Source organism: Arthrobacter sp. ERGS1:01 (assembly GCF_001281315.1).
Lineage (GTDB): Bacteria > Actinomycetota > Actinomycetes > Actinomycetales > Micrococcaceae > Specibacter.
In genome coordinates this window covers 735,527-761,273 of record NZ_CP012479.1, presented here as the reverse complement: position 1 = coordinate 761,273, position 25,747 = coordinate 735,527, and the positions used below count along the sequence as shown (strand labels likewise).

25 protein-coding genes are annotated in these 25,747 nt (G+C 66.7%); 8 read left to right on the top strand and 17 right to left on the bottom strand.

The window, feature by feature from the left end; all coding sequences use genetic code 11:
• Window positions 1-60: 60 nt before the first annotated feature.
• Window positions 61-453 carry a hypothetical protein gene (locus tag AL755_RS07300; protein ID WP_150117065.1) on the top strand — a complete coding sequence of 131 codons (393 nt, stop codon included), beginning with the start codon at window positions 61-63 and terminating at the stop codon, window positions 451-453.
• 142 nt (window positions 454-595) lie between these two features.
• Here the strand turns inward: AL755_RS07300 and rbfA are convergent, their stop codons facing one another.
• The 5 genes from rbfA to rimP all read right to left on the bottom strand — a co-directional run bounded on the left by rbfA (window position 596) and on the right by rimP (window position 6,379).
• Window positions 596-1,027, bottom strand: a complete 432-nt coding sequence (rbfA, locus tag AL755_RS07295; RefSeq protein WP_054010431.1) for a 30S ribosome-binding factor RbfA — start codon at window positions 1,025-1,027, stop codon at window positions 596-598.
• A gap of 244 nt (window positions 1,028-1,271) precedes the next feature.
• Window positions 1,272-4,187 carry a translation initiation factor IF-2 gene (infB, locus tag AL755_RS07290; RefSeq protein ID WP_054010430.1) on the bottom strand — a complete coding sequence of 972 codons (2,916 nt, stop codon included), beginning with the start codon at window positions 4,185-4,187 and terminating at the stop codon, window positions 1,272-1,274.
• 160 nt (window positions 4,188-4,347) lie between these two features.
• Entirely contained in the window at window positions 4,348-4,590 is a 243-nt protein-coding gene (locus AL755_RS22360) for a YlxR family protein (protein WP_237762697.1), read from the bottom strand.
• A 185-nt stretch (window positions 4,591-4,775) separates the two neighbouring features.
• Window positions 4,776-5,747 carry a transcription termination factor NusA gene (nusA, locus tag AL755_RS07285; protein ID WP_054010429.1) on the bottom strand — a complete coding sequence of 324 codons (972 nt, stop codon included), beginning with the start codon at window positions 5,745-5,747 and terminating at the stop codon, window positions 4,776-4,778.
• Between the two features lie 2 nt (window positions 5,748-5,749).
• Window positions 5,750-6,379: a ribosome maturation factor RimP gene (gene rimP / locus AL755_RS07280; RefSeq protein WP_054010428.1), complete on the bottom strand. Its 630-nt coding sequence runs from the start codon at window positions 6,377-6,379 to the stop codon at window positions 5,750-5,752.
• Window positions 6,380-6,547: 168 nt separating this feature from the next.
• Here rimP and AL755_RS07275 point away from each other — a divergent pair, with 168 nt between their 5' ends.
• The 3 genes from AL755_RS07275 (at window position 6,548) to AL755_RS07265 (ending at window position 10,658) form a co-directional block, all read left to right on the top strand.
• On the top strand, window positions 6,548-8,839 hold the full coding sequence (locus tag AL755_RS07275; protein WP_054010427.1) for a DUF4439 domain-containing protein: 2,292 nt from the start codon (window positions 6,548-6,550) through the stop codon (window positions 8,837-8,839).
• Between the two features lie 78 nt (window positions 8,840-8,917).
• Window positions 8,918-9,649: a VIT1/CCC1 transporter family protein gene (locus AL755_RS07270; protein WP_054010426.1), complete on the top strand. Its 732-nt coding sequence runs from the start codon at window positions 8,918-8,920 to the stop codon at window positions 9,647-9,649.
• 16 nt (window positions 9,650-9,665) lie between these two features.
• Window positions 9,666-10,658 (top strand): aminoglycoside phosphotransferase family protein, encoded by a 993-nt coding sequence (locus tag AL755_RS07265; protein ID WP_054012927.1) that lies wholly within the window; start codon window positions 9,666-9,668, stop codon window positions 10,656-10,658.
• Window positions 10,659-10,700: 42 nt separating this feature from the next.
• Here AL755_RS07265 and AL755_RS07260 read toward each other — a convergent pair whose 3' ends face one another.
• The 3 genes from AL755_RS07260 to AL755_RS07250 all read right to left on the bottom strand — a co-directional run bounded on the left by AL755_RS07260 (window position 10,701) and on the right by AL755_RS07250 (window position 13,916).
• A complete protein-coding gene (locus AL755_RS07260; protein ID WP_054010425.1) occupies window positions 10,701-11,501 on the bottom strand; it encodes a sulfite exporter TauE/SafE family protein in 801 nt (266 codons plus the stop codon).
• Window positions 11,502-11,661: 160 nt separating this feature from the next.
• Complete coding sequence (locus AL755_RS07255) at window positions 11,662-13,455, bottom strand: proline--tRNA ligase (RefSeq protein ID WP_054012926.1); 1,794 nt, start codon at window positions 13,453-13,455, stop codon at window positions 11,662-11,664.
• 248 nt (window positions 13,456-13,703) lie between these two features.
• A complete protein-coding gene (locus tag AL755_RS07250; protein ID WP_237762624.1) occupies window positions 13,704-13,916 on the bottom strand; it encodes a hypothetical protein in 213 nt (70 codons plus the stop codon).
• A gap of 230 nt (window positions 13,917-14,146) precedes the next feature.
• Here AL755_RS07250 and AL755_RS07245 point away from each other — a divergent pair, with 230 nt between their 5' ends.
• From AL755_RS07245 to AL755_RS07230, 4 genes are read left to right on the top strand one after another with little or no spacing between them, the layout of a single operon-like run.
• Entirely contained in the window at window positions 14,147-14,980 is an 834-nt protein-coding gene (locus tag AL755_RS07245) for an ABC transporter ATP-binding protein (protein ID WP_237762623.1), read from the top strand.
• A complete protein-coding gene (locus tag AL755_RS07240; RefSeq protein WP_192841656.1) occupies window positions 14,977-15,732 on the top strand; it encodes an ABC transporter permease in 756 nt (251 codons plus the stop codon). The genes AL755_RS07245 and AL755_RS07240 overlap by 4 nt, the downstream gene beginning before the upstream one ends.
• A gap of 4 nt (window positions 15,733-15,736) precedes the next feature.
• Window positions 15,737-16,411 (top strand): TetR/AcrR family transcriptional regulator, encoded by a 675-nt coding sequence (locus tag AL755_RS07235; protein ID WP_082368994.1) that lies wholly within the window; start codon window positions 15,737-15,739, stop codon window positions 16,409-16,411.
• Window positions 16,412-16,427: 16 nt separating this feature from the next.
• The gene (locus tag AL755_RS07230; protein ID WP_054010423.1) at window positions 16,428-16,700 is read left to right on the top strand and encodes a hypothetical protein; all 273 of its coding nucleotides are present in this window, start codon (window positions 16,428-16,430) and stop codon (window positions 16,698-16,700) included.
• Here the strand turns inward: AL755_RS07230 and AL755_RS07225 are convergent.
• The 9 genes from AL755_RS07225 to AL755_RS07185 all read right to left on the bottom strand — a co-directional run bounded on the left by AL755_RS07225 (window position 16,697) and on the right by AL755_RS07185 (window position 25,716).
• Window positions 16,697-17,278, bottom strand: a complete 582-nt coding sequence (locus AL755_RS07225; protein ID WP_082368993.1) for a PadR family transcriptional regulator — start codon at window positions 17,276-17,278, stop codon at window positions 16,697-16,699. The genes AL755_RS07230 and AL755_RS07225 overlap by 4 nt on opposite strands.
• Window positions 17,279-17,282: 4 nt before the next feature.
• Complete coding sequence (locus tag AL755_RS07220; protein WP_054010422.1) at window positions 17,283-19,310, bottom strand: NADPH-dependent 2,4-dienoyl-CoA reductase; 2,028 nt, start codon at window positions 19,308-19,310, stop codon at window positions 17,283-17,285.
• Window positions 19,311-19,434: 124 nt separating this feature from the next.
• Entirely contained in the window at window positions 19,435-20,265 is an 831-nt protein-coding gene (locus AL755_RS07215) for a GNAT family N-acetyltransferase (protein WP_337589574.1), read from the bottom strand.
• Window positions 20,266-20,284: 19 nt separating this feature from the next.
• A complete protein-coding gene (gene ispG / locus AL755_RS07210) occupies window positions 20,285-21,448 on the bottom strand; it encodes a flavodoxin-dependent (E)-4-hydroxy-3-methylbut-2-enyl-diphosphate synthase (protein WP_054010421.1) in 1,164 nt (387 codons plus the stop codon).
• A gap of 130 nt (window positions 21,449-21,578) precedes the next feature.
• On the bottom strand, window positions 21,579-21,872 hold the full coding sequence (locus AL755_RS07205) for a YciI family protein (protein WP_054010420.1): 294 nt from the start codon (window positions 21,870-21,872) through the stop codon (window positions 21,579-21,581).
• Between the two features lie 9 nt (window positions 21,873-21,881).
• Window positions 21,882-22,358: a hypothetical protein gene (locus tag AL755_RS07200; RefSeq protein ID WP_054010419.1), complete on the bottom strand. Its 477-nt coding sequence runs from the start codon at window positions 22,356-22,358 to the stop codon at window positions 21,882-21,884.
• Window positions 22,355-22,951 (bottom strand): MarR family transcriptional regulator, encoded by a 597-nt coding sequence (locus AL755_RS07195; protein ID WP_054010418.1) that lies wholly within the window; start codon window positions 22,949-22,951, stop codon window positions 22,355-22,357. Before AL755_RS07195 ends, AL755_RS07200 begins: the two co-directional genes overlap by 4 nt.
• Window positions 22,952-23,168: 217 nt before the next feature.
• Window positions 23,169-24,134 carry a hypothetical protein gene (locus AL755_RS07190; protein ID WP_054010417.1) on the bottom strand — a complete coding sequence of 322 codons (966 nt, stop codon included), beginning with the start codon at window positions 24,132-24,134 and terminating at the stop codon, window positions 23,169-23,171.
• A gap of 253 nt (window positions 24,135-24,387) precedes the next feature.
• Window positions 24,388-25,716 carry a M50 family metallopeptidase gene (locus AL755_RS07185; protein ID WP_054010416.1) on the bottom strand — a complete coding sequence of 443 codons (1,329 nt, stop codon included), beginning with the start codon at window positions 25,714-25,716 and terminating at the stop codon, window positions 24,388-24,390.
• Window positions 25,717-25,747: the final 31 nt, after the last annotated feature.

Genomic DNA, 25,747 nt, shown 5'->3' with positions numbered 1-25,747 from the left:
TTCAACAACGACCAAGGCGATGGGCACGAACACGAGGCGGCGTTGTTGCCGGCCCGCCTGATGAGCCTTCACCAGCACGGCAGGACCCGCCAGCTGGCCGACTTGAGCGTCTTTGAAGGCCCGCACAACCCGGACGGCAAGACCGTCTACAGTGTCCGTGACGCGGCCGTGGTGGCGCTCGGCGCCGACATGGACATGACGATTCACCTCTGTATGCTCGGGCACAGGTACTACGCCCAGGCCGTCCGGACCGTCATCACTGTCAGCGGGGAGTGGCTGTACTACACCGTGCTGCACTACACCGTGCTGCCCGCCGCGATGGCCTCTGGCGTCGCGGTGAGCGGCCACACCCTGGCGGCGTTGACGAACGTCCTTGCGGACCCGGGCGGCAGCCTGGTGACGATGCGTTTACGCCAACTCGGATTCGCCGGCGTCGGGCCGGTGCTTTCGTAGGCTGGATAAAGGAGGCCCCCAAGACCGCCCGCGGCCGAGGAAATGCCGGGCCAACGCCGCATGGTCCGAGAAACGGCGCGGGCCGGTCACCTTTCCTGTGAAAGGTGACCGGCCGGCGTCGAACGTGCGTGAGGGGTTGTGCCTACTCGGCGTCTTCCTCGTCCTTCTTGTACGGATCTGCCTCACCGGCGAACTCGGCACCGGCGGACAGCTCGGCCAGCTTGGCGTCGCGTTCCTTGGCAACCCGCAACAATGCCTCAAGGTTGGAGGCGTTCTCGGGGATGACGTCCGCGACGAATTCGAGCGTGGGGGTCAGGCGGACGGTGATGTTCTTGCCGACCTCGGCACGCAGCACGCCCTTGGCACGCTCCAGGCCGATCTTTGCCTCGGACTGGGCGGTCTCATCGCCGAAGACGGTGTAGTAGACCGTGGCGTGCTGGAGGTCGTTGGTGACGCGGGCGTCGGTGACGGTGATGCCGTCGACGCGCGGGTCCTTGACCGTGCGGCGCAGGGCTTCGGCGACCACGACTTTGATGCGCTGTGCCAGCTTGGCGGCGCGGGCTGAATCAGCCATGAATAACTCCTAAAGAATAAAAGGGACCGTCGACGGCGGCCGCAGAGCAGCCGTCAAGACAGTTCCGATCCGCAAGACTACTGCGAGTCTATGACGGCGCGACTGCGCCGGAAAGATTTTTTGGGGGCGCCTTGGGTGTGGCTTCGGGCGCCTGCAGCGACACACCGACGAAGTCGTGTGTGGCGCTAAGCGGGCGGAGGCGCCCCCAAAAAAATCTTGGAGGCGCCTCTCGTTCGCGGACACGTTAGACGCGCGGCTTTTCGCGCATCTCGAACGTCTGGATGATGTCCTCGGCCTGCAGGTCGTTGAACGATCCCAAACCGATACCACACTCGAAGTCGGTGCGGACTTCGGTTGCGTCATCCTTGAAGCGCTTGAGCGAGTCAACGGTGAGGTTCTCACCGATGACCTTGCCGCCACGGAGCACGCGGGCCTTCGAGTTACGACGGATCGTGCCGGAGCGGACGATCGAGCCGGCGATGTTACCGAACTTGGAAGAGCGGAATACTTCGCGGATTTCCGCGGTACCCAGTTCAACTTCCTCGTACTCGGGCTTGAGCATGCCCTTGAGTGCGAGTTCGATGTCATCGATGGCGCCGTAGATGACCGAGTAGAAGCGCATGTCGACGCCTTCACGGTCGGCCAGTTCGGCAACACGCTCTGCCGGCTTGACGTTGAAGCCGATGATGATCGCGTTGTCCACGGTGGCCAGGTTGACGTCGTTCTGCGTGATGGCACCCACACCGCGGTGGATGACGCGCAGCTGAACGCTGTCGCCAACATCGATCTTGAGCAACGAGTCTTCCAGCGCTTCAACAGCACCGGAAACGTCACCCTTGAGGATGAGGTTAAGGTTGGCAACCTTGCCTTCGATGATGGCCTGGTCGAAGTCTTCCAGGCTGACGCGCTTGCGGCGCTTGGCGAGGGCGGCGTTGCGGTCGGCTGCCTCACGCTTTTCAGCGATCTGGCGGGCCGTACGCTCGTCACCGGTCACGAAGAAGGTGTCACCTGCACGCGGAACGTTGGACAGACCCAGCACCTGGACCGGACGCGACGGACCGGCCTCGGAGATGACCTCACCGTTCTCATCGAACATGGCACGTACACGGCCGTGGGCGGTACCGGCAACGATCGTGTCACCGACGTGCAAGGTACCGGATTGAACCAGAACGGTGGCCACGGAACCGCGCCCCTTGTCCAGGTTGGCTTCAATCGCGATGCCTCGGGCGTCCTTGTTCGGGTTGGCACGCATGTCCAGGGCGGCGTCGGCGGTCAGCAACACAGCTTCGAGGAGTTCCTCGATGTTGATGTTGTTGCGTGCCGAAACATCCACGAACATGGTGTCTCCACCGTATTCCTCGGGAACCAAACCGTATTCGGTGAGCTGGCCACGGATCTTCTCCGGGTTGGCGCCGTCCTTGTCGATCTTGTTCACGGCAACCACGATCGGCACGTTGGCCGCCTGTGCGTGGTTGAGCGCTTCCACCGTCTGCGGCATGACGCCGTCGTCGGCTGCGACCACCAGGATGGCGATGTCGGTGACCTTGGCACCACGGGCACGCATGGCGGTGAACGCCTCGTGGCCGGGGGTGTCAATGAAGGTGATCTGACGTTCGATGCCTTCGTGCTCGTGTTCGATCTGGTAGGCACCGATGTGCTGGGTGATGCCACCGTGCTCGCCGGCAACAACGTCCGACTTGCGGATGGCGTCCAGCAGGCGGGTCTTACCGTGATCAACGTGACCCATGACCGTGACGACCGGAGGACGAACCTCGAGGTCCTCGTCGCCTTCGGCCTCAAGCTCGGCGTCGAAGTCGATGTCGAAGCTGCTGAGCAGTTCACGCTCTTCATCCTCGGGGGAAACGACCTGGACCTTGTAGCCAAGCTCCTCACCCAACAGGGCAAAGGTGTCCTCGTCCAGGGACTGCGTGGCCGTAGCCATTTCGCCCAGGTGGAAGAGCACGGTTACCAGTGCTGCGGGGTTTGCCTCGATCTTGTCGGCAAAGTCCGTGATGGAGGAACCGCGGCGCAACCGGACAACGGTGCTGCCGTCGCCGCGGGGTACGCTCACGCCGCCCAGTGAAGGAGCACTCATCTGCTCCAGCTCTTGGCGCTTGGCACGCTTCGACTTGCGCTGCTTGCCGCGGCCTGCGCCGCCCTTGCCGAAGGCACCCTGGGTGCCACCGCGTCCGCGGCCACCCTTGCCGAAGCCGCCACCGGCGGGAGCTCCACCGGGAGCGCCGCCGGGCGTGGCGCCGGGAGCACCCGGACGGCCGCGACCCGGAGCACCGGGACGGTCGTTACCGCGGCCGGGGGCTGCGGGACGCTCGGTGCGGTTGGGCATCATGCCCGGGGTGGGGCGGGGTCCGCCGGGACGCGGTGCGCCCGGACGGGGTCCACCGGCACCTGCGGCACCTGCCGGACGCGGTGCGCCCGGACGGGGTGCGCCGGGGCGCGGGCCGCCGGGACGGGGTCCGCCGGTGCCGGCTTCGGCACTGCGCGGAGCACCCGGGCGGGGCATGCCCTGGGACGTTGCAAACGGGTTGTTACCGGGGCGGGGGCCGCCGGCGCCGGCACCTGCACCAGCGCCTGCGGGGCGCGGGGTGCGGGGGGCGTCGCCGCGGGATTCGGGCGCACGGTTGTCGTTGCGGGCTTCCCCACGGTCAGACCGGCCGGAGCGCGGCATGCCCTGCGAGGACGCAAACGGGTTGTTGCCCGGGCGGGGTCCGCCGGCAGCCGGGGCTGCCTTCGGAGCTGCCGCGGCCGGAGCCGCAGGTGCCGCCGGGGCGGGGGTTGCCACTACAGGGGCAGCCGGAGCGGCCTCTGCGGGCTTGGCCGGGGCTGCCGGAGCGGCAGCCTTCGGACCGGGCACGGCCGCCGGAGCAGCCGGGGCTGCCGGTGCGGGCGCTGCCGGAGCGGATTCCGCCGGCTTTGCGGCAGGCTTCACCGCGGCGGGTGTTGCCGGTGCCGCGGGGGCAGGCTTGGATTCGGCAGCCTTGGGGGCTGTCGGGAATGCGTCGCGAAGCTTCTTCACGACGGGGGCCTCAATGGTGGAGGACGCGGAGCGAACGAATTCGCCGAGCTCCTGCAGTTTGGTCACTGCTTCTTTTGAGGTGATGCCGAGCTCTTTTGCAAGCTCGTGGACGCGGGCCTTGGCCACATTACTCCTGTCTCGGCCCGCACCGGACAGGTACGAACCGCTTAATTCTTACTGCGCCATTCCATGTCGGAATGGGCGGCGTGAGAGCACATGTTGATGCTCATTGTTGGGCACTCATCGCTGGGTACTCATCGGGTTTCCATCGGTTTCTGACCCGCTTTCACAAAGGGACAATGTCGGTTCGTATTTTAGGTGCCTGCTCCAACACGGTTGCAAGCTGGTCCTGGACGCCGGCGACATTGGAAATGCCCGGAAGGGCCCTGCCAATGGCGCGGCGCTTGATGGCCAGTTGCAAACAGTTGGGGTCGGGGTGCAGCCATGCTCCCCGACCGGGCATACGACGTCGCAAGTCAACCAGCGCTTCCGGCTCACCGGAATCGCTGGCGTTTCTTACAAGTCGCACCAAATGCTCCCGGGCGTCGGTTTGCTTGCAACCAATGCAGGTGCGCACAGATCCGGTAATGGCAGGAGCATGGCTCCCCGCTTTAACGGCATTCTTTACCAACTGTGCAAAGCCTTACGAAAATTAGTCACGCGCAGCCCGTGGGCCCGGTCCCTTACATTCTACCGCGCCCGAACGCTGCTTTCCTATTCTGCGGCGGCGTCGGAGATGATGTCGATGCGCCATCCCGTCAGCTTGGCAGCCAGGCGGGCGTTCTGCCCTTCCTTGCCAATGGCCAAAGACAGCTGATAATCAGGCACGACGACGCGGGCGGAGCGCGCATCCTCGTCGACGATCGTGACCGAAATCACCTTCGACGGCGAGAGGGAGCTGGCGATGAAAGTGGCTGCATCCTCGCTGAAGTCGACGATGTCGATCTTTTCGTCGTTGAGTTCGGTCATGACGGCGCGCACACGCGTGCCCATTTCACCGATGCAGGCACCCTTGGGGTTGACGCCGGCCTTGTTGGCCTTGACGGCGATCTTGGTGCGGTGGCCGGCTTCGCGGGCCAGGGCGACGATCTCGACGGTGCCGTCGGCGATTTCCGGAACTTCCATTTCGAAGAGCTTCCGAACCAGGCCGGGGTGCGACCGGGACAGGGTGATGGAGGGGCCCTTCAGGCCGCGGTGCACGTCGACGACGAAGGCGCGGATGCGATTGCCGTGGCGGTAGTTTTCACCGGGGACCTGCTCGTTGGGGGGCAGGACGCCCTCCACTGCGCCAAGGTTGACCTGGATCATGTTCGGGTTGTTGCCCTGCTGGATCTGGCCGGACACCAGCTCGCCTTCCTTGCCGCGGAATTCACCGAGCACGTTGTCGTCCTCGACGTCGCGCAGGCGCTGGAGGATGATCTGGCGTGCCGTGCTGGCGGCAATGCGGCCAAAGCCGGCGGGGGTGTCATCGAATTCACCGATCCGTTCGCCGTCCTCGTCAATCTCGGCGGCCCAGATGGTCACGTGGCCGCTCTTGCGGTCAAGCTCGGCCCTGGCCTGCTCGATCGCGCCGGGGCTCTTGTGGTAAGCCATCAGCAGTGCCTGCTCAATGGTGGGGATCAGCAGATCCAGCGGGATCTCTCGTTCACGCTCCAGTATTCGCAGCGCGCTCATATCGATATCCATGGTCAGCTTTCCTCTCCATCGACCGCGTCGCCGTCGGTCGGATCAAATTCCAAATCAAGCTCGGCCTCGTCGAGGCGAGCAAACTCTATTTCCACTACGCCGCGGCGAATGGTTGAGAACAACACTTTTTCGGGCACGCCCTGTTTGGCTTTCATGCCTTTTTTGACCGGCAGCTCGGGCAGCATGTGCACGCCGTCGTCGTCCACTGCCAGGATTCGGCCCATGAAGTTCTCCCGGTCGGTCGCGTTGACCTTCACCATCCGGCCCAGTGCACGGCGCCAGTGCCGCGGCTCGGTCAGCGGCCGGGTGGCTCCGGGGGAGGAAATTTCCAGGTCGTAGGCACGGCCGTCGTCGCGGGGATCCGCATCCATGGTTTCGGACAGGGCCTTGGAAACGATCGAGATGGCGTCGAGTCCCACACCGCCGGATTCGGTCTCCGGCAGGTCAACCACTACCGAAACGGTTCTGTGGGTGCCGGCCATTTGGACCTTCACATCTTCGAGGTACAGTCCGGCCGCCTCGACGGTGGGTGTGAGCAGGGCCTTGAGCCGCTGCGCTTCTGCCACGGGATCGACGGCCGAGTGCAGGTGTCCCGGGCTTCGGGCCGACTTAGGCTTCTCCGGCTTGGTCATTGAACGCCCGCCTCCCTTAAATGATGTTGTAGGTATAAGAGTACCGAGTTTGTGCCCATGCCGCTGAACGTTTCCGCTGTGAGTAAGAACGCATTATGGCGCGGGGACCACCGAAATGGAAGGGTCCGGCGTGCATCAAAGTTGGCCATCATGAGATGATCAACAGTTGTGACCAATTCCCGTTCCGCCGCCGAGCCGCACACCGACACGCCCAGCGAAGCACCGTCGCCGTCCGGGCCTCCCCCGGCCAAGCCCCGACGAATCGGCCACCGCCGCGCCTCCGCACCCGCGGGTGCCCCGCAACAAGCCGCAAAGTCCGCCCTTCTGGTGGTTGGTTCCGACGGCATGATCGCCTCCTCCCCCGCGATTGACGACGCCGGGTCCCCGGCCGACGCTCTGTCCGCCCCCGCCCCAGAGACGGCCGCACAGGACGCTGTCGCCGCGGAGCCCGAGACCGCCGTTCCGGACCTGTCCGACGCCGAATCCCCCGCTGGCGAGGATGCCGCGGCTGGCGTCGCGCCCGAGGAGGCCCCCGCTGCCGGGAACGAACCGGAAGGCATTGAAGTCGAAAGTGCCAACGTTGCCGTCAGCTCGCCTGTGGACGACGAAGTGCCGGCGGGCACCACGCCCGACGCGGCCGACGCCTCCGATTCCACTGTCAAGGAGAACACCTCCGAAACGGACTCCGGCGCCAAGCCCGTTGTCGATGAGCCTGCAGTTGCCGGTTCTTCCAACGACGAAAGCGCCGTTGACGAAAGCGCGGCGGATCTGCCCCGCGATGCAGCGAAGAGCCCCGCCGATGCCGTTGAGCCCGAGGCCGCGAACAGCGATCCCGACGGCGCGCAGGACCCCGAGGCCACCCTGGCCGCCGAACCCGACGAGGCTCCCGCCAAGACTGCCGAGCCCAGCGACGCTGCGGATACCGCGGACGCCGAAGCCATCGAGGGCTCTGGCGCCCCCGCGGCTGAGGCACCCGGGGACGCTCCGGAGCCCGTCACCGCCGACGCCATCGAGGACTCTGACTCCCCGGCAGACACTTTGGACACTGACAGCCCGGAAGCCGGCACCGCCGAACCTGGCACCGAGCCGAACGCTTCAGCGGACACCGAGCCGGCCGTAGATTCCAAACGCTCGGAATCCGGCACGTCCACCGAAGAGTCAACCCCAACCGACTCCCCCGCAGCCCCGGCGCCCCAGTCGCGACGGGAACGCCGCCTGGCCGAACAAGCCCACCCGGAAGGGTCAAGCCCCACCGACGGCGCGTCCCCGGCTACCCAGGACCCGGAGTCCGTTGCGGACTCCGCAACCGACGCCAAGGCCTCCGGGGAATCCGGCACAGCCGCCACGGGCCGGGGCAAACGCTCCAACCCGGGCAAGGCCACCCGCTCCGGCAAACCGGCAAAAACCGCCCCACCCGCCAAGCGGAACAAACGCCGCAAGGCGTGGTCGCTGACCCGTGGGACGTTGCTGTTCCTGGTCATTGCCGCCGTCGTGCTTGCCGTGGGCACAGTGGTGACCGGGCAGGACGCTCCAACGGCCGGCCCGTCCGCCACCGAACTCAGCCGACAGGAGGCCTGGTCGCAATCGGCGGCATTGCTGGCCCAGGCGGAGAAGGCGCGCGGCCAGTCCACCGACGCGGCCGGCAAGACGCTGCTCGCCTCGACGGCGACGGCTTTGGATGCCCAGCTCGCGGCCTTGACCGACGGGCTACCGGCAGGCAGTGCGGCGCCCAAGTCCGCAAAGGCCACAGCCGCCCCGACCATGGCGTCGTTCGCGACCGCCCTGGCTGACAACGCGAATACCCTGTTGGCCCGTGCCGTGACCGCCGACGGCGCCATGGGACGGGTCCTTGCCGCCGCCGGCACCAGCCAGTTGCTGCAGTCATCGGCCATCAACGAGTTCCTCGGCAAGCCGACGGCCTCCTCACCCCTGCCGGCTCCGGTCCTTGCCACGGCGGTCGCATGCTCGTCCTCGCTGTCTCCCCAGCCCGGCGTCAGCGAAGATGCGGCGCTTCTGGCCGCCGCACAGGCCGAGCAAAAGGCCGTCTACGCCTACCAGGTGGCCGGCACCAGGCTGCCGGAGCAGGAGTTCAAGAAGGCCATGGAGCTCCTGGCCGATCACCAGGCCCGGCTGGAACTCCTCAACGGCGAACTGGCGCTGAAGTGCCTGCCGACCGCCCCTGCGGTGCCCGCCTATGTCCTGGACGCCGCCTTCACGAACGTCCCGGAGAAGGCCCTGTCCCAATTGGAAGGCGAGCTGGCCAACGCCTACGGCGACCTTGCGGCGCTGAGCCGTCCGGCAGCGGCAGTTCAGAAGACTGCAACGGGCCTGCGCCAGCTTTCGGTGTCGCTGCTGCTGGAATCAACCCTCAACCAGCAGTCGTGGGGCGGCACGGTGGCATCGCTGCCGGGCCTCAGCGAACCGGCTGCCGCAACTTCGACGGCGTCCGCCACCCCCTGATCCGGACCGTAGGGTAGCCTCTGCGAGGACATCCTCACCTTGCTAGCGGCGGATTTCCGGCGGTGCTTTGCTGGAACCATGAAGCGTGTTGAAGACCTTGTCAGACCCCGGGAACTGCCGCGGACAGCGGAGATCGCCCAACGCCTGAATTGGCTGCGTGCCGGCGTGCTCGGCGCCAATGACGGCATCGTCTCCGTGGCCGCCGTCGTCGTCGGTGTTGCCGGGGCCACAGGTGCCAGCGGACCCATCCTCATGGCCGGCATGGCCGCGGCCGTAGGCGGGGCCGTGTCCATGGCCCTGGGCGAGTATGTGTCCGTCAGCAGCCAGCGGGACAGCCAGCAGTCCATGATCGAGGAGAAGCGCGCGGACCTGGCGCAGGAGCCGGACCTCAATCTTGCCGGGCTCGCCCGGATCTACCAGGACAAGGGCCTCTCCCGCGACACCGCCGTCCTGGTGGCGCGGGAACTGACCGACCACGATGCCCTGGGCGCCCACCTTTCCGCCGAGCTGAATCTTGACGAGGACGACGTCGTCAGCCCGTGGCACGCCGCCTTCGCGTCCGCGATCGCCTTCACCCTGGGTGCGATCCTGCCCTTGCTGGCCATCTTGCTCCCGCCGGCCGGAGCCCGCGTGCCCGTCACCTTCGTGGTGGTGCTGGCCGCCCTGGGCATCACGGGATGGATCGGCGCCAGGATCGGTGGCGGATCCCGGAGCCGCGCCGCGATCCGTGTTGTGATCGGCGGTGCGCTGGCCTTGGCGGCCACGTTCGCGATCGGCCACCTGCTGGGTGCCAGTGGCCTGGTGGGCTGACGATAAACTGGGAAGCATGCCGGCTTCCGTTGAAATTCCCGAGGATTTGCGCCTGCGCCACCACCGCACCCCGGCGGGCCGGGCCTGGCTCGAGAAGCTTCCCGGTCTCGTGGAAGATGCGCTGCACCGCTGGAACCTCACGGTGGAACTGCTCCCCGGCGAGCCTCCCTGGCACGGCCACACCGCAATAGTCCTCCCCGTCCGCACGCGCACCGGCGCCGCGGCGGCACTCAAGGTCGCCTACCCCTTTGACGAAGCCGTGCTGGAACCGATCGCGCTGACGTTGTGGGACGGCCATGGCGTGGTGCGGATCCTTGAACAGGATCCCGCCAGCTGTTCCATGGTGATCGAGCGGCTGGACTCGCAAAAGTCGCTCATGGACGTGCCCATCGAGGAGGCCGTGGAGGTGTGGGGCGGGCTGGTCCGCCAATTGGGCATTGTGGCCGACGGCAGGCCCGGCTGGGCCGAGGTGCCGCACATTGCCGCCACGGCCGAGCGCTACTCCGATGAGCTGCCGGCACGGTGGATGGACCTGAACAGGCCGTTTCCGCAGTGGCTGCTGGAGGCGGCGTTGGAGGTGTGCCAGACCCGCGGGGCGGTTTCGCGGCGTCGGGCCAACGACGTCCTGGTGCACACCGACCTGCACTTCCAAAACATCCTGGCCTCGCTGGACGGCACCGGCTACCTGGCCATCGACCCGCAGGCGCAGATCGGGGATGCCGAGTTCGCGGTGGCGCCGTGCCTGTGGAACCGGTTGCGGGACCTGCCGCGGCGCAACGCCGAAGCCGGCCTCCGGCGTCGTTGTTCCGCCCTGGCCGGGGCCGCCGGGCTTGACGCGGACATCGCCGCCGAATGGGCCGTGCTGCGTGAGGTGGAAAACGCCCTCTGGTACCTGGAATCCCCCGGGCACGACGGCGACGCCCTGCGGTCCCTGTGGGTGGCCAGCACCATGGCGGGCCGGTCCATGCCGGGCCTGCCGGCCGCGCACGACCTCAAGATGCTTGACTGAAAACCCTCTGCGGGGCCCGGGCTTGGTCCCGGTACGACGGCGTCAAGGGCCGGCGAAGTTCTCGTTCCAGACGTCGAAGCCCAATTTGATGATCAACACAGTCACGACGGCCAGGAACACGATGCGAATGAACTTGTTGCCTTGCTTAACGGCGGTTCGGGCGCCCAGGTAGCCGCCGGCCATATTGGCCCCACCGAGCACCAGGCCCACGCCCCAGAGGAGTGCGCCGTGGGGTGCGAAGATCATCAGCGCGCCGGCGTTGGTGGCCAGGTTCACGATCTTGGCCTTGGCGCTGGCCTCCAGGAACGCGTACCCCATGAGGCTGACCAGGGCGATCACCAGGAAGGAGCCGGTGCCCGGGCCGATCAGGCCGTCGTAGAAGCCGATGACCCCGCCGATCAGCCCAGCCAGGATGTAGTGGCGGTGGCCCGAATGGCGCAACACCGTCAACTCCCCGATGTTCGGCTTCAAGGCGGTAAACAGGGCCACGGCCACCAGCGCCGCCACGATGATCGGTTTGAATACGGAGCCGGGCAGGCTCGACGCCACCACGGCCCCGCCCAGGCTCCCGAGCAGTGCCACGCCGGCCATGGGCAGCGCCGTCCGCAGATCCGGCTTCACCCGCCGGTAGTACGTGACGGCGCTGGTCGTGGTGCCAAAGATCGACCCCATCTTGTTCGTAGCCAGCGCCTGAACGGGCGTGATCCCCGGAATCATGAGCATCACGGGCAACTGCAACAGCCCGCCGCCGCCCACCACCGCATCGATCCAGCCGGCCGCGAATCCGGCCACGATGACCAAAAGGATCGTGGCAATGGTGATGTGTTCAAACCCCGAAATCATGCGGTCCTAGCGGTGGTCGTGCCCGTGGGCTGGACCGGCATTTCCTCGGCCGCTTTCCGGCCAATCGGCCGCGGGCGGCCTCGGCCTCCCTGACGCGGCCTACGGAAACACCAGCCCAGCCCACGCGGTTCGGCTCGGGCGAGCGTGGCGGCAAACTTCCCTACTGGTTGGCCAGGACGTACTGGACTGCTTCGGCCACCGGGACGTTCTCGGCCTCGCCCGTGGCGCGGTTCTTGATTTCGACGACGCCGTCCGCCAGTCCGCGGCCCACGGCCAGGATGGTGGGGACGCCGAGGAGTTCGGCGTCGCCGAACTTCACGCCGGGGGAAACCTTGGGGCGGTCGTCGTAGATGACTTCCAGCCCGGCGGCTTCCAGTTCCGCGGTGAGCTTGGCGGCGGTGTCGAAGATTTCCTCGCCGCGGCCCACGGCCACGACATGAACGTCGGCCGGGGCCACGTTGGCGGGCCAGATCAGGCCCTTGTCGTCGTGGTTGGACTCGGCCAGGGCGGCGACCGCGCGGGTGACGCCGATGCCGTAGGAGCCCATGGTGACGACGGCCAGCTTGCCGTTTTGGTCCAGCACCTTCAAATCGAGGGCTTCGCTGTACTTGCGTCCCAGGGCAAAGATGTGACCCATTTCGATGCCGCGGGCAGCCTCGAGCGGACCCGAACCGTCGGGTGCGGGATCGCCCGCGCGGACCTCAACGGCCTCGATGGTGCCGTCCCAGCCGAAGTCGCGGCCGGCCACCAGGCCGAACACGTGCTTGCCTTCTTCGTTCGCGCCGGTGATCCAGCTGGTGCCGGAGACCACGCGGGGGTCCACCAGGAACAGCAGTTTCGTTGCCGCTTCGGCACCAAGTACCGCTGCGTCCAGGGCCAGGCCCGGGCCGATGTAGCCCTTGATGAGTCCCGGGTGCTTCTTCAGGTCCGCTTCGCCGGCCGCCTCGACGCCGATTTCGCCGCCGACGCTCAGGTGGGCGGCAATGTTGGCTTCGATGCGCTTCAAGTCGACGGCACGGTCGCCGGGGACGCCGATGACCACGATCTGGCGTTCGCCCGTGGGCAGGCTCAGGGCCAGCACCACGTTCTTGAGCGTGTCGGCGGCGGTCCAGGCGCCGTCGGCCCGAGGGGCAAGGCTGTTGGCGGCGTCGACCAGCGTGTCGATCGTTGGGGTGTCGGGGGTGTCGCGGACAACGGCGGCAGGGGCGTTGCTGAAGTCGATGTCGTCCGGAACCACCGTGGTGACGGCCTCAACGTTGGCCGCATAGCCGCCGGCGGAGCGCACGAACGTGTCCTCGCCGATGGCAACGGGGTGCAGGAATTCCTCGCTGCGGGAGCCGCCCATGGCGCCGGCAGTGGCGGCGACGGGGACGATTTCCAGGCCCAGGCGTTCGAAGATGCGCAGGTAGGCGCCGCGGTGGGCCATGTAGCTGGCGTCCAGGCCGGCGTCGTCGATGTCGAAGGAGTAGGAGTCCTTCATGATGAACTCGCGGCCGCGCAGCAGGCCTGCCCGGGGGCGCGCTTCATCGCGGTACTTGTTCTGGATCTGGTACAGGCTCAGGGGCAGGTCCTTGTACGAGGAGTACAGGTCCTTGACCAGGAGCGTGAACATTTCCTCGTGCGTGGGGGCCAGCAGGTAGTCGGCGCCCTTGCGGTCCTGGAGGCGGAACAGGCCCTCGCCGTACTCGGTCCACCGGTTGGTGACCTCGTAGGGTTCGCGGGGCAGCAGGGCCGGGAAGTGGACTTCCTGGGCGCCGATCGCTTCCATTTCCTCGCGCACAATCGCCTCGACCTTGCGCAGCACGCGCAGGCCCAGCGGCAGCCACGTGTAGATGCCCGGGGCGGCGCGGCGGATGTAGCCGGCCCGCAGCAACAGCTTGTGGCTGTCCACCTCGGCGTCGACGGGATCCTCGCGCAGAGTGCGAAGGAAAAGTGTGGAGAGGCGAAGAGCCACGCGTTTGTTCCATTTCTTGAGCAGTTGGACGCCCGCCACCAAAAGACGGGCAAGTACCAATCTACCGGTTCGGGCAAATGTGCCGCACACTGGCGGGCTGATTTGCTCCTACTGTTGGGCCCACGCCGGCGAGGGGCCCCAAATGCGGCTCGCCCCGCGAGCCGCATTTGGGGAGCCGGTGGGTGGGCCCACGCTCGCCAGGTTCCGAGGAAATCGCGCCAGCGATTTGCTCGGCCGGCGAGTGGGGACTAGCCTTCTTTGCCCTCCAGGGCGACGAGGACGCCGGCGATGGCGAAGAACTTGTTGCTGCCAAGGTCGCGAATGGTCTTCACACCGAGGAGATCGTGCAGCGCCTTGGCCTTGGCCTCGGTGATGCCGGCCAGTGCGTCGGGAGAAGCGTCAAGAATTTCCTTCAGGGACTTGTCCTCAAAGTCCTTGTCGAGTGCTTTGGCCAAATTCACTGAAACTGCCATCGGTGAGTCCTCTCGTAGCGTTCCTTTGCTCCACAAATGTGGATCGTGCACCGCGTGGATGCAACAACCTCAAAGCTATGCGGCGTTCGGGCCGTACTTCAAGGCTTTTTGGGCACGGGTTTTGGACATATTGGGTCGGGTCCGCCTCTGGACAAGGAATCGATGGCGGGCTTAGTTTTAATTCATCAAGTGATGAAATTTCAAGGGTGGGAGCATAGATGTCACACAGAGCAGCCATGCCGGGCTCCGGCAACCATCCGTTCGCCCCCGTCCCGGCCGATCCCTCGGGCAGGGCTGCCGGGGACGTCAGCGTGGAGGTCGGCGGGTTGACGGTGCACCGCGGCAAGAGCGATGTCCTTCGGGAGCTGTCGTTCACCATCCCGGCCGGGCGGATCACCGGGCTGCTCGGCCCCTCCGGCAGCGGCAAGACCACCCTGATCCGGGCCCTCGTGGGCGTCCAGAGGATCACCGGCGGCACCGTGACCGTGCTGGGACGGCCCGCGGGCAACCCTCTGCTGCGGCACGACGTCGGCTACGTCACCCAGGCGGCCAGCGTCTACCGGGATCTAAGCGTGCTGGACAACGTGCGCTACTTCGGGGCCATGCACGGGTGCAGCCGCGGCGACGCGCTCGACGCCGTGGCCGCCGTCGGACTTTCAGACTTCCTCAAGCGCAAGGCGGGCGACCTTTCGGGCGGGCAGTTCAACCGGGTCTCGCTGGCCTGCGCGCTGGTGTCCAAGCCGCGGCTGCTGATCCTGGACGAACCCACGGTGGGCCTTGACCCTGTGCTGAGGGCGGACCTCTGGGCACAGTTTGCGGACATGGCCGCCGGCGGCACCACGCTGGTGGTCTCCAGCCACGTCATGGAGGAGGCCGGGCATTGCGATTCGCTGTTGCTGCTGCGCGACGGCCGGCTGCTGGCGCAGCTCACCCCGGAGGAACTGCGGCGGCGGGGAGAGACCGCCGATCTTGAGCTGGCGTTCCTGCGGCTGATCAGGGCCGACGAACAGGCCCAGCAGGCAAGCGAATCGGCGCAAGGGAGTGCCGCATGAACGTGAAGATGATGTGGGCCACCACGGTCCGCGTGCTCCAACAGCTCAAGGGCGATCCGCGCAGCATCGGGCTGATCATGGTGGTGCCCGCCGTGTTGCTGGCGCTGGTCTACTGGCTTTACGAGAATGAGGCGCTGCCACCGGGCATGCCCCGCACCTTTGACCGGGTGGGCCTGATGATGCTGGGCATCTTCCCGTTTGTGGTGATGTTCCTCGTCACCTCCATCACGATGCTCCGGGAACGCACCTCCGGGACGCTGGAGCGGCTGCTGACGACGCCCATCAACAAGGGCGACCTCCTGTTTGGCTATGCGCTGGCCTTCTCCATCATGGCCGCGTTGCAGGCCCTCGTGGCGAGCGGTGTTGCGTACTGGGTGTTCAAGATGACCATCGTGGGCAACGCCGGCTGGGTGGTGTTGATCTCCGTGCTGACGGCCGTGCTGGGCGTCGCGCTGGGCCTGCTGTGCTCCGCCTTTGCCACGACCGAGTTCCAGGCCGTCCAGTTCATGCCGGTGGTGGTGATCCCGCAGATCCTGTTGTGCGGACTGTTCGTGGTCCGGGACCAGATGAACGGCGTGCTGCAGGCGCTCTCCAACATCCTCCCGCTCAGCTACGCCGTTGACGGCCTGCAGGAGGTGGCCAAGCATGCCAACCCCACCTCGGCGCTGGTCACGGACCTGGTGGTGGTGGCCGCGTTCGTGGTGGCCGGCCTGCTTCTTGCGTCCCTGACTTTACGACGCCGGACGGCCTAGCACCATGGCCGGCCAGGCGCCGCGCGGCCGCCGCCAGGGCCGCACGAATTCCCGCGAACTGATTGTGGCCAGTGCGCGGCGGTTGTTTGCCGAGCACGGCTACTCCGCCACGAGCCTGCGTGAAATTGCCCGGGACGCGGGGGTGGACCCGGGCATGGTGCACCACTACTTTGCCGGCAAGGAGGACCTTTTCAACGCGTGCGTGGAGTTGCCGATGGACCCCGCCCAGGTTCTTCGCGCCGTGGGGGCGACTCCCCCGCAGGAGCGCGGCGAGGCACTGCTGCGGGTCCTGCTGCCGCTGTGGGACTCCCCCGCCCAGCCGGCCCTGCTGGCATTGCTGCGCGGCGCCACCGGGTCCAAGACGCAGGGTGCCCTGCTGCGCCAGGTGTTGCTGAAACGGGTTCTCTCCCACGCCCTGGCGGGGCTGCCGGGCGAACCGGCGGAACTGGCCATGCGCGGCGCCCTGGTGGCCAGCCAGGTGATGGGCTTGTTACTGGCCCGCTACCTGTTGCGCATGGAGCCGCTGGCCGGAGCCGGCCACGACGAGTTGGTGGCCTGGTACGCACCGACGCTGCAAAACTATCTGACCGGCCCGCTGGCCCCCGTGGACGGCATGGGGAGCGCTGCCCATCGCGCGGAGCCTCCCGCGGAGCCTACTGTGGAGCTTTCGGAGCAGTAACGGGTTGGAGGCAAGAATGGCGGACGGCCTGCTGGGTGCGGACGCTGACGCCTTGCGCGCCCTGGCCCGGGACCTCGAGCATGCCCAATCGGAGTTGCTGGCGGTCAGGGGCGGGCTCAGCGCCCACATTGCGCTCAAGCTGCACTGGGAGGGCCCCGACGCCTTTGTCTTCAGGCACGCGTGGCAGTCCTCCTACGCGCCCGTGATCGGCAGGGCCGCGACCCTGTTGGGTGATACCGCCCGGGCCTTGGCCGCGGAGGCCGCCGCCCAGGAAACGGCCAGCCGCTAACCTCGCTCGGCGGGATCCTCTTCGTTTTGCAGCACCTCACCGCATTGCAGGGATTCCCCACGCTGCAAAGTCTCGCCGCACCAGGCCAGCCAGGCCTCCTCGAACGCGATCCCGGCCGCCAACACCGCGTATTGAAGATTCCCGGCCCGGTTTAGCTCCCTTCCCGGGGGAAAGTCGCGTGCCTCGATGACCCTATATCCGGCGAGGGCAGCTTCGTGAAGACCGCGGTGCCGCAGAATTTCGCCCCTGACGTCCACGGTGCCCAGCACGGCCGCCGCCCGCAACCGCACCAGCAGCTCATCCCGGATGGGCCGCGGATCCTCCGCCACGCTGGTCCAGCGTTCCAGTTCGGCCCGGCCGCCGGGCAGCACGTCAAAGTGCCGCTGGCTGCCCCGGGCCGTGGCAAGTCCGCGGGCCGCAATCCAGCCCGCCCCTTCCAGCTTGGCCAGGTCACGGTAGATCTGCTGGTGGGTGGCCTGCCAAAAGTGGCCGATCGACTTGTCGAAGCGGCGCGCAAGTTCGGCCCCCGTGCAGGGCTTTTCCAGCAGGGAGGTCAAGATGGCGTGCGGTAGCGACATCGCGCTAGATCCGTGCCGCGAGCCGCGTGCCTTGGTCGATGGCCCGCTTGGCGTCCAATTCCGCCGCCACGTCGGCCCCGCCAATGAGATGGACCACGGCGCCGCCGGCTTCGAGCCCCGCGAGCAGTTCGCGCCGGGGTTCCTGGCCCGTGCACAGGATGACGGTGTCGACGGCGACCACGGCGTCGATGCCGTCGCGCCTGAGGTGGAGGCCGGCGTCGTCGATCCTTTGGTAGTCGACGCCCGGGACCATGGCCACGCCCTTGGCCGCCAATTCGGTGCGGTGGATCCAGCCGGTGGTCTTGCCCAGCCCCGCGCCCACTTTTGTCTCTTTGCGCTGGAAGAGGCTGACGGTGCGGTCGGGGCGCGGCGGGACGGCGGTGGTGATGCCCCCGGCGCCGGTGTAGGCGGGGTCGATGCCCCACTCGGCGTAGAACTTTTCCGGCACCAGTGTGGCGCTGGGCTTCTGCGCGGTGATGTATTCGGCCACGTCGAAGCCGATGCCGCCGGCGCCCAGGATGGCAACGGTGGCGCCCACGGGCTTTTTGTCGCGCAGCACGTCCAGGTAGGTGCGGACGCTGGGGTGGTCGACGCCGTCGAGCTCCGGGATGCGCGCGGTGACGCCCGTGGACAGCACTATCTCGTCGAATCCGCCCACCAGCAGGCCCTCGACCGTGGCCGGGGTGTTCAGCCGCAGCTCGATGCCGCGCAGCTGGATCTGGCGGGCAAAGTAGCGGATGGTCTCGTGGAATTCCTCTTTCCCGGGGATTTGCTTGGCCAGGTTGAACTGGCCGCCAATCTCTCCGGCGGCCTCAAAAAGGGTCACCTCGTGGCCGCGTTCGGCGGCGGTGACGGCGAATGCGAGCCCGGCGGGCCCGGCACCCACCACGGCCAGCCGCTTGGGCGCGGCCGTTGCCTCGATGACGATCTCGGTCTCGTGGCAGGCCCGCGGGTTGACCAGGCAGGAGGAGGTCTTGCCGGCGAAGGTGTGGTCGAGGCAGGCCTGGTTGCAGCCGATGCAGCTGTTGATCTCGTCGCCGCGGTCCTCGATGGCCTTGCGCAGGAAGAACGGGTCCGCCAGGAAGGGCCGTGCCATTGAGACCATGTCGGCGCTGCCGGCCGCCAGCACGCTTTCGGCGACTTCTGGGGTGTTGATGCGGTTCGTGGCGATCAGCGGGATGCCCACCGAACCCATGAGCTTTTGGGTGACCCAGGCATAGCCGGCGCGCGGCACCGAGGTGGCGATGGTGGGGATGCGGGCCTCGTGCCAGCCGATTCCGGTGTTGATGATGGTGGCGCCGGCCTTTTCCACCGCCTGCGCCAGTTGGGTGACCTCCGCCAGGGTGGAACCGCCCTCGACGAGGTCCAGCATGGAGAGCCGGTAGATGATGATGAAGTTTTCGCCAACGCGTTCACGCGTCCGGCGCACCACCTCCACGGGCAGGCGCATCCGGTTTTCGTAGCTGCCGCCCCATTTGTCGGTGCGGCGGTTGGTGCGCAGGGCCACAAATTCGTTCAGCAGGTAGCCTTCGGAGCCCATGATTTCGACGCCGTCGTAGCCGGCGCTTTGGGCCAGCCGGGCCGCCACGGCGAAGTCCTCGATGGTCGACTCCACCTCGTCGGCCGTGAGCGGGTGCGGTGTGAACGGGCTGATGGGGGCCTGGACGGCGCTGGGAGCCACGAGATCCGGGTGCGAGGCGTATCGGCCAAAGTGGAGCAGTTGCAGGGCAATCTTGGCCCCTTCGGCATGCACCGCCGCGGTGATGACCTTGTGTTGATCGGCTTCCGCGGCCGTGGTGAGCTTGGCACCGCCGGGCATGGGCCGGCCGGCGTCGTTGGGAGAAATGCCGCCGGTGACCATCAGGCCCACCCCGCCGCGGGCCCGCTCGGCGTAGAAGGCCGCCATCCGCTCGAAGCCGCCCGGGCGTTCCTCCAGGCCAACGTGCATTGAGCCCATCAGGACCCGGTTGGGAAGCGTGGTGAAGCCGAGGTCCAGCGGGGTGAACAGGTGGGGGTACCGGTCGGTCGTCATAGTGCACTCCTTTGCGCAACAAGTTGCATAAGCGTAGCGCACGACGCTGCGGACGGGAGCCCCCGCGGGCCCACGGCGGCGAGGGTCCCTCTGCGAGCTTACGAGCAGTGGGAGCCGCCGGGGATCAGAAAAGCACTGTGGCGAAGGTGCCGACTTGTTCAAAACCGACCTTGGCGTAGACGGCGCGCGCCCGGGTGTTGAAGTCATTGACGTACAGGCTCGTCACCGGCGCCACGGCCTGGGACTGGTTGACCACGGCGGCCATGTAGCCGGCGCTGAGTCCGCGTCCGCGGTAGCGGGGGTTCATCCAGACGCCCTGGATCTGGGTGGCGTGGGCGGTGACGGCGCCAAGGTCGGCCTTGAAGATGACCTCGCCGTCGGGTTCGCAGTGACTGAAGGAGTAGCCGTTGTTGATGAGCCAGGCCACCCGGCGGCGGTAATTTTCCTCGCCGCCCAAAAACGGTGAATAGCCCACTTCCTCCTCGAACATGGCCGCCGCGGCAATGAGCACCTCGGAAAACTGACGGCTGTTGCTCGGCGCCAGGGACGGGTTCGGGGACAGGGAGGATGCGGTGTCCATGACCAATAACGGTTGATTGGCGCGCACTTCCTGGGCCGCGATGCCGGCGGCGGAAAGCTCGTCCATGATGCCAAGGACGGCGTCGGCGGGGCCGAAGATGGAGGCGTGCGGCTGCCAGTTCGCGGCAATCCACTGGCCGAAGAAGGCGGCCTGGGCGACTGTGGCCTCGATGGGCACCACGTTGGAGCCAACCCAGCAGGCGGCGGTGAGTTCGGCGCCGTCGTTCTCAAAGAACCCCAGGATGACCGCACCGGGGTGGCCGGGCACGGCACTGCCTCCCTGTGACAGCAACGAATCAACAAAGACGTTGGCCACGGGGTCGCGGGCTATCAGGGTCCGGAGCGCGCTCGTGTCCTCCTGGACAAGAACGCGCACCGGCCCCCGCTCGGCGCCTTTAAGAGACGCTAACCACGGGGCCACCCTTGAGCGAATCGTCGCCATCTGACTCCATCTCTTCGGCGATCTTCATGGCTTCTTCAATAAGGGTCTCAACAATTTGGTCTTCGGGGACAGTTTTGATGACCTTTCCCTTAACAAAGATCTGGCCCTTGCCGTTACCGGACGCGACACCAAGATCGGCCTCACGGGCTTCACCGGGGCCGTTGACGACGCAACCCATGACGGCAACGCGCAACGGCACTTCCATGCCTTCCAGGCCTGCGGTGACCTCTTCGGCCAGCGTGTACACGTCCACCTGGGCGCGGCCGCAGGACGGGCAGGAGACAATCTCCAGCTTGCGCGGGCGCAGGTTCAGGGACTGCAGGATCTGGTTGCCCACCTTGATTTCCTCCACCGGCGGTGCCGACAGGGAGACGCGGATGGTGTCGCCAATGCCCTTGGAGAGCAGGGCGCCGAAGGCGACGGCGGACTTGATGGTGCCCTGGAACGCCGGACCGGCCTCGGTGACGCCCAGGTGCAGGGGCCAGTCACCCTTTTCGGCGAGCATCTCGTAGGCCGCCACCATGACCACGGGGTCGTTGTGCTTGACGGAGATCTTGAAGTCGTGGAAGCCGTGCTCCTCGAACAGGGACGCCTCCCAGACCGCGGACTCCACGAGGGCTTCCGGGGTGGCCTTGCCGTACTTCTTCATGATGGACGGTTCCAGCGAGCCGGCGTTGACGCCGATCCGGATCGAGGTGCCGTGGTCCTTGGCCGCCTGTGCGATTTCCTTGACCTGGTCATCGAACTTGCGGATGTTGCCCGGGTTCACGCGGACGGCGGCACAGCCGGCCTCGATGGCCGCAAACACATACTTGGGCTGGAAGTGGATGTCGGCGATCACCGGGATCTGCGACTTCTTGGCAATGATCGGCAGGGCGTCGGCGTCGTCCTGCGACGGGCAGGCCACCCTGACAATGTCACAGCCGGAGGCGGTGAGCTCGGCGATCTGCTGGAGCGTGGCGTTGATGTCCGTGGTGGGCGTGGTGGTCATGGACTGCACGCTGACGGGCGAATCCGAGCCGACCCCCACCGAACCGACCTTGATCTGCCGGGTTTTGCGCCGGGGCGCGAGGACTGGCGGTGGCAATGGCGGCATCCCGAGACTGACCGAGGTCAAAATGTGCTCCTTGAAGATCTGTGGCGATGATGCGTCGGCGGCGCCGTTGTGTGGCGCCGCGACACGTGGGAACGCATCATCTTTATCTAAATTGTAGGCGTGTTCGACGCCGTGTGCTGTGTGGCCTGCGCTACGGCAGGTATTTGCTGAACTGGCCGATCACGGGCTTCCACTCGGAAATTTTCAGGCCCGTAACGCCCCCGCCAACGCTCATCGGATCCTGCTTGAGGATCCCGTGCAGAGTGGCTTCATCGGCCGCCTGGAAGATCAAAAGGGCCCCGGCGCCGTCACCGTAGGGTCCGGAGGCGAGCACCACCTCGGCCTCGGCTTGCGCCGCCAGCCATTCACGGTGCATGGGGCGGTGCTCGGTGCGGGCGTCCTCTGCTTCGGGACCATAGACATATTCAACGGCGAAAATACTCATGGCTTCACCCTATAGCAGGAGCACTTTCGCCAGTGCGGCGATGACGGCTGCCCACAGCAGGGAGGCCAGCGTGCCTATGATGAATCGCTCGCTCGCGGCGGGCGTGTCCTTCAGTTCCGGATACCGGCCCAGTCCCTTGATGGCCACCACGTAGGCGATGGCCACGGGTTCGTTGGTGAGCACGGCAACCACGACGGCGGCACGCTCCAGCAGCCCGATCACGAGTCCGCCGCGAAGAACTCCGGTGGCAGCGTGGTTGGCCGGCGTCGTGCTGGTTGCCGCTACAGGTCCGACGGTGGCCGGGTCCGCCGTATCCACCAGGTCTGACGTGGAATCGGCGGCGGGGTCGGTTGCGGAGTCGGCGCGGTCCAACCGTTCGGCCGCCTGTACTGTGCGCGACGCCGCGAACCGCAGGATGCCTGCCGTCACGGGCCAGCCGCCCACGGTCGCCACAAGGACCGTGAGGATGATCCACAGGACGCTCATCGGTCACCCGCCATCTGCAGCAGCAGCGCCGCCGCCGCCCGTCCGTTGCGTTCTTCCTGCCAGCCGGAGCGCAGGATGGCCTTGCTGACGGCCTGCGGACTGATGCCCAGGGCCCGGGCCACGTCTATTTGGCGCCGCCCGGTCGAGTTCAACGCATCCAAGACACGCCATTCGGAGGCCGATCTCCTTCGGACCAGGTCCCCCACCAGCACCAAAACGGCCTCGGCGGCGGCAGCCTCGGCGTCGTCCTTCGGCGATTTCACCGACAGGGGAACCCGCTCCCCCGTCTTTTTGGCCCGCTCCACGGCCTCGCGTGCGGCAACGAAAGCGCCGCCGGATGCCTCACGGCTGCTGTGCGGCAACGGAAGCCCCACCTCGCCCACGCCAATTCCCACGTACCAATGCCCTGCCCGAAGTGCGCGCATGGACACCTCGACCACCGCCTCGGCGGAATCGAGAAGGCCTTGGACTTCGTCTCCCACGGAGCGCTCGAAGGGAAGTACGGTGGGGATCTCGGCAAGATCGGCCAGGAACGCCGGCACCCTGTCCGAGCTGGTGCGGCTCCCCCGTTGGTCCATCGTCAAAACAAACATGGCTAAACCATAAACGTTTGATATGTAGAAATCAATCCTTTTTAGATGATTTTTCTTCGTCGGGATTCGTTCAATCCGGCCGCGACAACGCCCCTCGCCCGCGAAACAGACCCCGGGCCGCGAAACAGCGGTTGCCAAACACCTGTTTCGCGCCTCCGGGTCTGTTTCGGTGGAACGGTGTGGCAGCGTTTCCGGACGGTCGACGCCGGGTCCCGACTCACGCTGCGGCACGCCGTGCGTCAGATATTGCCCGGTAGATGCGCTGACGGAGCGCTTCGGGCCTCGCAAGGTCGTCCCACACAACCCGGATGAACCGCCAGCCCTGTTCCATGAGCAGGGTCTCGCGGCGCCGTTCGGCCAGGAGGGCTTCGGCCGTGGGGCGGAAATCGAAGTACTTGCCCTGGCCATCAAATTCCAGGATCAACTTCAATTCCGGCCAGGCAAAGTCCGCACGGTACTCGGTGCCGTTGGCCACGATCCGCAGCTGCAGCACCGGCTCGGGGATGTCCATGACCACCAGGACCAGTCTGGTGCGGGATTCACCCACCGACTCGGATGCGTCGTTCAGCGCCGCCAGGACGCGACGGGCCCGCTTTACTCCTCGCTGGCCGGTCAGCCGGGAGACCATGTCCGTCATCACCTCCAGGTTGGCGCCGCGACGCAATGCGTGGTCGCCAATAGCTACAGCCTGGGCGAACCCGCCATACCTGGCGCAGTCCACCACGGTGCGCTCGAGGGACGTGACCCGAACCCGGGGCCCGGCCGCCGATGTGATCCGGCCGCAGCTGCCTTGCGGGAGCGGGAGGTGGTGGTGAACGACGTCGGCGGCCACCCCCATCCCCGACGGGGTTGCCGCGGAGGTCACATGGACCTCATCGCCGCAGTTCCACACGTCCAAACCATGCAGCCTGGCAGCGCTGAAATGGGAGTACACGGGATTGCCGGAAGCGGTAAGGATATGAGCCATCAGCAGGAACGACGACTGTTCCCACGGTTTGAGCGCGTCCCACACCTCGGTCCGGACGTAGGCACCGCGGCGGATGCGGACAAGGACGCGCATATCCACCGCCGCTTTCAGGAGCCGATCGCCGCATCCGGCGTCGTCAAGTTGGGCAGTTGTCGCAATTACGACGCCGGAGGGCCACAATTGTGCAACCCGCACGCCAATCTTTTGAAGGTCCATGGTCGATTCTCGCCACTGCGCAGGACCGGGTTCAACGGGCCCAACCTGAGCTGTGGAAACCCTGGGCCGGCGACGGCGTTGTGGAGGACCGAACGCCGCGACGCCACAAAGACCCTCGCCCGCAAGACAGACCCTCGCCCGCGAAACAGCGGCTGCCCAACGCCTGTTTCGCGGGCCAGGGTCTGTCTCGCGACGAAGGGTCTGTTTCGGGACGCCGACGTCGAGCAGTCGCCGTCGCGCCTTGCGGGCGAGGCTAGCCGAAGATGTTGACGGGCTTGACGATGTCCGCGTAAATCAGCAGGGCCCCCATGACCAGCAGCAGCGTGGCCGCCACGTAGGTCACCGGGAGCATCTTGGCGATGTCGAACGGGCCCGGATCCTTGCGCTTGAACACCTTCGCGAAGAACCGGCGTACGCCCTCATACAGCGCGCCCAGGACGTGGCCGCCGTCGAGCGGCAGCAGCGGGATCAGGTTGAATACGAACAACGCCAGGTTCACCCCAGCCAACAGGCCGATCAGGGTGGCCACGCGCGAGCTGAGCGGAACCTGCTCCATGGAGGCCACCTCACCGGCAACGCGCCCCACACCCACCACGGAGATGGGCCCGTTGGGATCGCGCGGCGCTGAGCTGAAGGCGGCCTGCGCCACGCCGACTAGCTTTTGCGGGAGCTGGAAGACGACGCCGCCGATCTGGACGATGTTGTTGCCCACCGCCGGCAGCACGGCGCCCGGGGAGGACGGGGTCATGGCGGAGGTGGGGCCCATGCCGATGAAGCCCACCTTGGAGGTCAGCACGGTGCCGGCGGCGTCGACCTTGGGGTTGCCGTTGGCATCGACCACAGGGCGGGCCGTCAGGACCGGGGTGATGGAAGTCGTGACGGTGTTTGCGCCACGCTGATACGTGAGAGTTACCGTCTTGCCGGCCGATTCGCGAATCCATTCGGTGAGCGTGGTCCAGTCCGGGACCGCTTTGCCGTCGAAGGACTTGATGGTGTCGCCCGGCTGCAGCCCGGCCGCGGCGGCCGGCGTCTTGGTGCAGTTATTCAGGTCCTTGGGCGCCGGCGCCCCGTACGCGACCTGGCAGGCGTTGACCTCGGACACCGTGGTGGTGGCCTGCGGGGTGCCGAATCCCATGAGGAGCACGGCCATGAGCACGGTGCCGATCAGCAGGTTCATGGTGGGCCCGCCCAGCATGATGATGATCTTTTTCCAGACCGGGAGCTTGTAGAACACCCGGTTGGCGTCGTCGGGCCCCACTTCCTCATGGGCCGCGCTGCGGGCCTCGGTGGCGAGGGTCTGGAACATGCCGGTGCTGGAGGGCCGGACGCTGCCGTCGGCGGGGTTGGGCGGGTACATGCCGACCATGGCCACGTAGCCGCCGGCCGGGATCGCCTTGATGCCGTACTCGGTTTCGCCCTTTTTCCGGGACCACACGGTTGGGCCAAAGCCGATCATGTACCGGGTCACGCGGACGTTGAACAGCTTGGCGGGCAGCAGGTGGCCCACCTCGTGCAGGGCGATGGACAACGCCACGCCAATTGCGACGAAAAGGACGCCGCCAATGAAAAGCAATACAGTCACAGTGAACTTTCTAGCTATTTGTTTCCCGGCA